At 69.4% G+C, this 7745-nt stretch carries 4 protein-coding genes; all 4 read left to right on the top strand.

What is annotated here, in order from left to right:
- Nucleotides 1–934 (top strand): glutamate 5-kinase (gene proB / locus D588_RS25730; protein WP_017917301.1); only part of this gene is annotated, 934 nt, incomplete at its 5' end.
- Between the two features lie 166 nt (nucleotides 935–1100).
- On the top strand, nucleotides 1101–2348 hold the full coding sequence (locus D588_RS0120295; protein WP_017917300.1) for a glutamate-5-semialdehyde dehydrogenase: 1248 nt from the start codon (nucleotides 1101–1103) through the stop codon (nucleotides 2346–2348).
- A 234-nt stretch (nucleotides 2349–2582) separates the two neighbouring features.
- Nucleotides 2583–4499 carry a CocE/NonD family hydrolase gene (locus D588_RS0120290; protein ID WP_017917299.1) on the top strand — a complete coding sequence of 639 codons (1917 nt, stop codon included), beginning with the start codon at nucleotides 2583–2585 and terminating at the stop codon, nucleotides 4497–4499.
- An 861-nt stretch (nucleotides 4500–5360) separates the two neighbouring features.
- Nucleotides 5361–7745 (top strand): Ig-like domain-containing protein (locus D588_RS0120285; RefSeq protein ID WP_026143934.1); only part of this gene is annotated, 2385 nt, incomplete at its 3' end.

Below are 7745 nucleotides of genomic sequence, written 5' to 3'. Positions count from 1 at the left end.
GGCGGCACGGCAGGCGCTGGCCGCACTCGGCCAGGCGCAACTGATCGCGCTGTGGCAGCGCTTCTTCGAGCGGCCGGTGGCGCAGGTGCTGCTGACCCACGACGACCTGCGCAACCGCCGTCGCTACCTCAACGCGCGCGCCACGCTGGGCGAACTGTTGCGGCTGGGCGCGCTGCCGGTGGTGAACGAGAACGACACCGTGTCGGTAGACGAACTCAAGCTCGGCGACAACGACAATCTCGCCGCGATCGTCGCCGCCCTGGTCGACGCCGATGCGCTGTTCATCGCCACCGACATCGACGGCCTGTACACCGCCGACCCGCGCCGCGACCCGCAGGCGAAGCCGCTGCACGAGGTGCAGGAACTGAGCGCGGCGGTGCTGGCCATGGCCGGCGGCAGCGGCAGCGGCGTGGGCACCGGCGGCATGCGTACCAAGCTGGAGGCCGCGGCCAAGGCCGGCGCCGCCGGCATCGAGACCTATCTGTTCAACGGCCGCAGCGCCGAGGTGCTGCGCGGCCTGGCCCAGGACAGCCTGCGCGGCACGCGCATCCATGCCGCGCGCACCCGCATCGCCGCGCGCAAGTACTGGCTGCGCCACGTGCCGGTGGAGCCGGGGGCGATCCTGATCGATGCTGGCGCTGCCGCCGCGCTGCTCGACAAGGGCGCCTCGCTGCTGCCGGGCGGGGTGGCCGGTGCTGTGGGCGAGTTCCGCCGCGGCGACATGGTGGAGGTGCGCCTGCGCGACGCGGCCGGGGAACGCTGCCTGGCGCGCGGGGTCAGCCAGTACGCGGCGGTGGACATCCGCCGCATCGCCGGCCGCCACTCGCGCGACATCGAGGCGATCCTGGGCTACAACTACGGCGAGAACGTGATCCATCGCGACGATCTGGTGGTGGTGCGGGAATCGAGAGTCGGGAATGGGGAGTCGGCGTAATCGCGTCCGCCCCGCGCCGGCCGCGTCTGCGCCGCAAGGCCGGCACCTGCATCGCGCATCGCATTCGCCGCCTCTGATTTCCTCGCGTCGCGCGTAGCCTTTTTGAATCCCGAATCCCGAATCCCGAATCCCGAATCCCGAATCCCGAATCCACCGGAGCCACCCAATGACCTCCATCCGCACCCAGGCCCTGCACTGCCGCGATGCCGCGCAAGCGTTGGCGCAGTTGTCGTCGCCGGCCAAACAGGCGTTGCTGGAGGCGATGGCGGCGGCGCTGGAAGCGGATGCGGAGGCGATCCTCGCCGCCAATGCGCGCGATCTGGAGGCGGCGCGGGCCAAGGACGTCGGCAGCGCGATGCTCGATCGGCTGGCGCTGGACCGCAAGCGCCTGGACGGCATCGCCGCGGCGCTGCGCGAGGTGGCGGGCCTGCCCGACCCGGTGGGGCAGGTCACCCGCGACGACGTGCGCCCCAACGGCATCCGCGTGCAGAAGATCCGCGTGCCGCTGGGCGTCGTGGCGATGATCTATGAGGCACGTCCGAACGTCACCGCCGACGCCGCGGCGCTGTGCATCAAGGCCGGCAACGGGGTGATCCTGCGCGGCGGCTCCGAGGCGATCCACTCCAATACCGCCATCGCCGCATCACTGCGCCGGGCGCTGCGCGACGCCGGCATCGGCGAGGCCGCGCTGACCCTGGTCGAGGACCTGCGCCGCGAGACCATGCTGGAGCTGCTGCAGCTCCACGACATCGTCGACCTGGCGATCCCGCGCGGCGGCGAAGGTCTGATCCGCTTCGTCGCCGAACATGCGCGGGTGCCGGTGATCAAGCACTACAAGGGCGTGTGCCATCTGTTCGTCGACGCTTCGGCCGACCTGGCGCTGGCGGTGAAGCTGCTCATCGACGGCAAGACCACGCGGCCGGCCGCCTGCAACTCCCTGGAGACGCTGCTGGTGCACGCCGACGTGGCCGCGCGCTTCCTGCCGCTGGCAGCCCAGGCTCTGCGTCAGCGCGGCGTCGCCCTGCGCGGCGATGCCGCCACCCGCGCGCTGCTGCCGGGCATCGACCCGGCCAGCGACGACGACTACGCCGCTGAATACCTGGACCTGATCCTGGCGGTCGCGGTGGTGCCCGACCTGGACGCGGCGATCGCGCACATCCGCCGCTACGGCTCGGATCACACCGAAGTCATCGCCACCGCCGATGCGGCCAACGCGGAGGCCTTCGTGCAGGCGCTGCGCGCGGCGGTGGTGATGGTCAACGCCTCCTCGCGCTTCTCCGACGGCGGCGAACTCGGCCTGGGCGCGGAGATCGGCATCTCCACCACGCGCCTGCACGCCTACGGCCCGATGGGCCTGGAAGCGCTGACCGTGGAGCGCTTCGTGGTGCGCGGCGAAGGCCAGGTGCGGCACTGAGGCGCTGCGATCCTGGTCGGTCGGGCGCCTGAGCTGCCTGGCAAGGGAGTGATCTGCGTCGTGTCGGTGGAGCTGGGGCAGGGCAGCCACCTGGGCTGATTGGCATGGCGTGCCTGCGCGCTCGCGTGCCCGCGGCGCCAACGGCGAGGGTCGGCGACCCAGCCTTTGTCACTTGCCGAGTGAGGCGCCGTCGCCTAGCGTCGCGGATTCGCCTCCTTTCGGGATCCAATGCCCATGCGCCGCCTCGCTCCCTGCCTGCTCGCCGCTGCCGTCGCCCTCGCCACCGCCGGCACCGCGTTCGCCCAGACCGCGCCGATGACCCCGGACATCACCGGCAAGCCCTTCGTCGCGCCGACCGCGGCCAACGACTACATCAAGCGCGAGGTGATGATCCCGATGCGCGACGGGGTCAAGCTGCACACGGTGATCGTGCTGCCCAAGGGCGCGCACGGCGCGCCGATGCTGCTGACCCGCACGCCCTACGACGCCAGCGGCCGTGCCAGCCGGCTGGCCTCGCCGCACATGCGCGATCTGCTGCCGCAGGGCGACGAGGTGTTCGTCGATGGCGGCTACATCCGCGTGTTCCAGGATATCCGTGGCAAATACGGCTCGGAGGGCGACTACGTGGTGACCCGGCCGCTGCGCGGGCCGCTCAACCCGACCAAGGTCGACCATGCCACCGACGCCTGGGACACCATCGACTGGCTGGTCAAGCACGTGCCCGAATCCAACGGCAAGGTCGGCATGATCGGCTCGTCCTACGAGGGCTTCACCGTGGTGATGGCGCTGGCCGATCCGCATCCGGCGCTGAAGGTGGCCGCGCCGGAAAGCCCGATGATCGACGGCTGGATGGGCGACGACTGGCTCAACTACGGCGCCTTCCGCCAGGTCAACCTGGACTACTTCACCGGCCAGATGACCCGGCGTGGCAAGGGCGAGGGCATTCCGCGGCAGGGCTACGACGACTACAGCAACTTCCTGCGCGCCGGTTCGGCCGGCGACTACGCCAAGGCCGCCGGGCTGGAGCAGTTGCCGTGGTGGCGCAAGCTCACCGAGCACCCGGCCTACGATGCGTTCTGGCAGGAGCAGGCGCTGGACAAGGTGATGGCGCGCACCCCGCTGAAGGTGCCGACGATGTGGCTGCAGGGGCTGTGGGACCAGGAAGACATGTGGGGCGCGATCCACAGCTACGAGGCGATGGAGCCGCGCGACACCGGCAACGACAAGAACTACCTGGTGATGGGGCCGTGGCGGCACAGTCAGGTCAACTACGAGGGCGCCTCGCTGGGCGCGCTGCAGTTCGACGGCGACACCGCGCTGCAGTTCCGCCGCGACGTGCTCAAGCCGTTCTTCGATCAGTACCTGGTCGACGGCGCGCCCAAGGCCGACACGCCGCCGGTGCTGATCTACGATACCGGCGCCAACCACTGGGATCGCCTGCAGCGCTGGCCGCTGAGCTGCGCGCAGGGCTGCCCGGCGCAGAGCAAGCCGCTGTACCTGGAGGCCGGCGGCCGCGTCTCGTTCGAGGCGCCCAAGGCCGGGCAGGGCGAGTACACCGAATACGTGTCCGACCCGGCCAAGCCGGTGCCGTTCGTGCCGCGCCCGGTGGTATTCGGCGACCGCGACATGTGGACCACCTGGCTGGTGCACGACCAGCGCTTCGTCGACGGCCGCCCGGACGTGCTGACCTTCGTCAGCGAACCGCTGCAGGCGCCGCTGCGCATCGCCGGCGCGCCGGAAGTGCACCTGCAGGCCTCCACCAGCGGCAGCGACAGCGACTGGGTGGTGAAGCTGATCGACGTGTACCCGGACCAGATGGCGTCCGATCCGAAACTGGGCGGCTACGAATTGCCGGTGTCGCTGGCGATCTTCCGCGGCCGCTACCGCGAAAGCTTCGAGCATCCGGCGCCGCTGACCCCGAACCAGCCGCTGGCCTACCGCTTCGGCCTGCCCACCGCCAATCATACCTTCGAGCGCGGCCACCGGGTGATGGTGCAGGTGCAGTCGAGCCTGTTCCCGCTGTACGACCGCAACCCGCAGACCTACGTGCCGAACATCTACTTCGCCAAGCCCGGCGATTACCAGAAGGCGACGCAGCGGATCTGGCACACGCCGCAGCAGGCCAGTTTCATCAGTTTGCCGGTGTACTGAGCCAGAGAGTGCCGCACCGGCGGCGCGCGACGCCATGCGTCGCGCTGCCGACCGTCCAGGTTCGGTGGGCCGATCGCATGACAGGGCCGGGCGCTGCCCAAGGTGCGCCGGCCGCACGGTGTCGCCTGCGCCTGTCGATGCAATCGTTTACCGGCGCGGTTCGGCGAACGCAGCCGATGGAGGGACGCACGCAGCCGCGCAGAACCGGGCCATGCCGGTGGCGTCATTTTTTTATTGCTTTGCGCAATAACCTTGAAAAACCCGCAGCGGGCTTTGTGAAAAAAGCGTCGCTGGAGTGTGGTGCTAAACACAGTTGTGTCACGTATTTGTGCCGATTTATTGCCCATGTGTGTCGTCGTTGGCAAAGATCGGTGCGTGCAAACGGAAGGGGGGACCGCGTAACGCCAGTTCTTTGGCGGGTATGCGGCACGATCGATCCGGACCTGAAGGTGGCACCTCGCAATGCAGGCGAGGCATGTCGGCGCAGTGTCACTGCACATGGTGTTGCCGTCCTGCCGTTCGAACTGTTTGGCTTTCACAAGGAGTGCCCGTGATGTCATTGGACACCGCCCGTTTGTCTCGTTCGCCCCGTCACGTGGCGCATCGCCGCCGCCGGCCTCATCCCCGGGTTTCCCCCTTGCAACGACCCCGACGCTAGCTGCGTCCACCCCGACGTGGCGCGGTAGTTCGTGCGCTGCGTTGCTTGATCACCGACCCAATGCTTGTCGTGGACCGATAGGGCCGCGTAGGTGAGGTGTTGCCTACGTATCGGCCGGCACGGCGCTCAGTCGCGTCGACCGCCCCAGGCCATCGGCTCACGCTCGCCCGCTTCCGCCCATCCTCGCGAAAGGAGTGTTCGTCATGAGTATCCAGGTCAAGGTTGTCCCGCACGATGCGGACCCCGCGCGCGCCCAGGCTATCCCGCTGCCATCAGACGGTGTAGTTCATCTGGATCAGCCCAGCCGTGTGGTGCTTGACATGCCGCCTGATGATATCGCGGCGTACACGCGTGAGGGCGATGATCTGATCGTGCGGATGAAAAGCGGCGAAATGCTGCGCGTTGCCCACTTCTTTGATCCAGCCCCTGAACCAAGCCAATTGTTCCTGACTCAGGAAGAGCGTCTGGTTGCGGTGCAGTTCTCCGGCACTGGCGAAGCAGGCGCATTGCTGGGCACATATGCGCCATTGAGTGTCGAGGCAGGATTCGAGTCACTGACTGCGGCGGGCATAGGCGCATCATCTGGCGGCCTCCTCGGGCCATTGCTGCTGGCTGGCGGGGTAGCGGCGGGCGCTGGCGCACTGGGCAGTATGAGCAAGCAGGACGACAGCAACCTGATCGCGCAGCCGCCGGCCTCGCCGCCCCCAGCGTCGCCCGTGCCGCCAGCGGCCGCCAGCAACTTGCGCATCGCGGAGAACGGCTTGCAGTTGACCGGAGCCGCGCAGGCTGGTGCCTGGGTACACGTCGACACCGATGGCGACGGACAGGTGGACCATATCGTGATGACCGAAAGCAGTGGCACCTTCATTGTTGCCCTGCCTACTCCGTTGATCGATGGAGAAATGGTCTCGGTCGTGGTGATCGATCAGGTGGGCAATACCAGCCCGCCGGCGATGGTGCAGGCGCCGGACGTCACCCCGCCCGGTGCGGCCGGCAATCTGCAAGTGGCGCCCGATGGCAGCAGCCTCACCGGCACCGCGGAGGCAGGCGCGACGGTGGGTGTGGATACCAATGGCGATGGCGTGCCGGACGTGACCGCCGTGGTCGGCAGCGACGGCACCTTCACGGTACCGCTGCAGCCGCCACTCACCAATGGCGAACCGCTGACGGTGGTGGTGACCGACACGGCCGGCAACACCGGCCCCGGCGCCAGCGTCAACGCGCCCGACACCACGCCGCCAGCGGCGGCCGGCAATCTGCAGCTCTCGGCCGATGGCGGCAGCCTCACCGGCACCGCGGAGGCGGGCGCCACAGTGGGCGTGGATACCAATGGCGACGGCGTGCCGGACGTCACGGCCGTGGTCGGCAGCGATGGCACCTTCACCGTGCCCTTGCAGCCGCCGCTGACCGATGGCGAGACGCTGACCGTGGTGGTGACCGATCCGGGCGGCAACACCAGTCCGCCGGCCAGCGTGCAGGCGCCGGATCTGCTGGCGGCACCGGTCATCGACGCCAGCAACGGCAGCGTCATCGCCGGTACCTCGGAAGCGGGCGCGACCATCACCCTGACCGACGGCAACGGCGCATCGATCGGCCAGGCCATCGTCGATGCGTCCGGCAACTGGAGCTTCACCCCGGCCATACCGCTGGCGGACGGCACGGTGATCACGGCGGTCGCCAGCAATGCCGCCGGCACGGTCAGTCCGCCGGCGACCACCACGGTGGACGCGGTGGCACCCGCGGCACCGGTGCTGCAGCCGAGCAACGGCATGGAGATCAACGGCACGGCGGAGGCCGGTGCGACAGTGACGGTGACCGACGGCAACGGTGCGGTGATCGGGCAGGCCGCGGTCGATGCGTCCGGCAACTGGAGCCTCGTCCCCGCCAGTCCTCTGCCCGACGGCACGGTCATCACCGCTGTCGCCACCGATGCCGCAGGCAACGCCAGCCCGCCGGCGACGACTACCGTCGATGCGCTGGCGCCGGCCGCGCCAGTGCTGCAGCCGAGCGATGGCAGCGCGATCGTCGGCACGGCGGAGGCCGGCGCGACGGTCACCGTCACCGACGGCAACGGCACGGTGATCGGCCAGACCACCGCCGATGGCGCCGGCAACTGGAGCGTCACACCGGGCACGGCCTTGCCGGACGGCACCGTGGTCAACGTCGTCGCCACGGACGCGGCCGGCAACGTCAGTCCGCCTGCATCGCTCACCGTGGATGCGCTGGCACCGGCGGCGCCGGTGCTGCAGCCGAGCAACGGCACGGTGATCGTCGGTACCGCCGAGGCGGGGGCGACGGTGACGGTGACCGACGGCAACGGCACGCTGATCGGACAGACCACTGCCGATGGCGCGGGCAACTGGAGCGTGACCCCGGGCGCCGCGTTGCCCGATGGCACCGTGGTCAACGCCGTGGCCACCGATGCGACCGGCAACGTCAGTCCGCCGGCGACGACCACGGTGGATGCGCTGGCACCGGCCGCGCCGGTGCTGCAGCCGAGCAATGGCACGGCGATCGTCGGTACTGCCGAGGCGGGTGCGACGGTCACCGTCACAGATGGCAATGGCAACTTGATCGGGCAGACGACG

Origin of the sequence: Xanthomonas sp. SHU 308, from assembly GCF_000364645.1 — a bacterium.
Classification (GTDB): Bacteria; Pseudomonadota; Gammaproteobacteria; order Xanthomonadales; family Xanthomonadaceae; genus Xanthomonas_A; species Xanthomonas_A sontii.
Note: the sequence above shows the minus strand (reverse complement) of the source record. Positions and strands in the feature narration are given on the sequence as shown.

Coding starts and splice junctions, on each gene's coding strand:
- D588_RS0120290 (WP_017917299.1), top strand. CDS start 2,583: ATGCGCCGCCTCGCTCCCTGCCTGCTCGCCGCTGCCGTCGCCCTCGCC.
- D588_RS0120295 (WP_017917300.1), top strand. CDS start 1,101: ATGACCTCCATCCGCACCCAGGCCCTGCACTGCCGCGATGCCGCGCAA.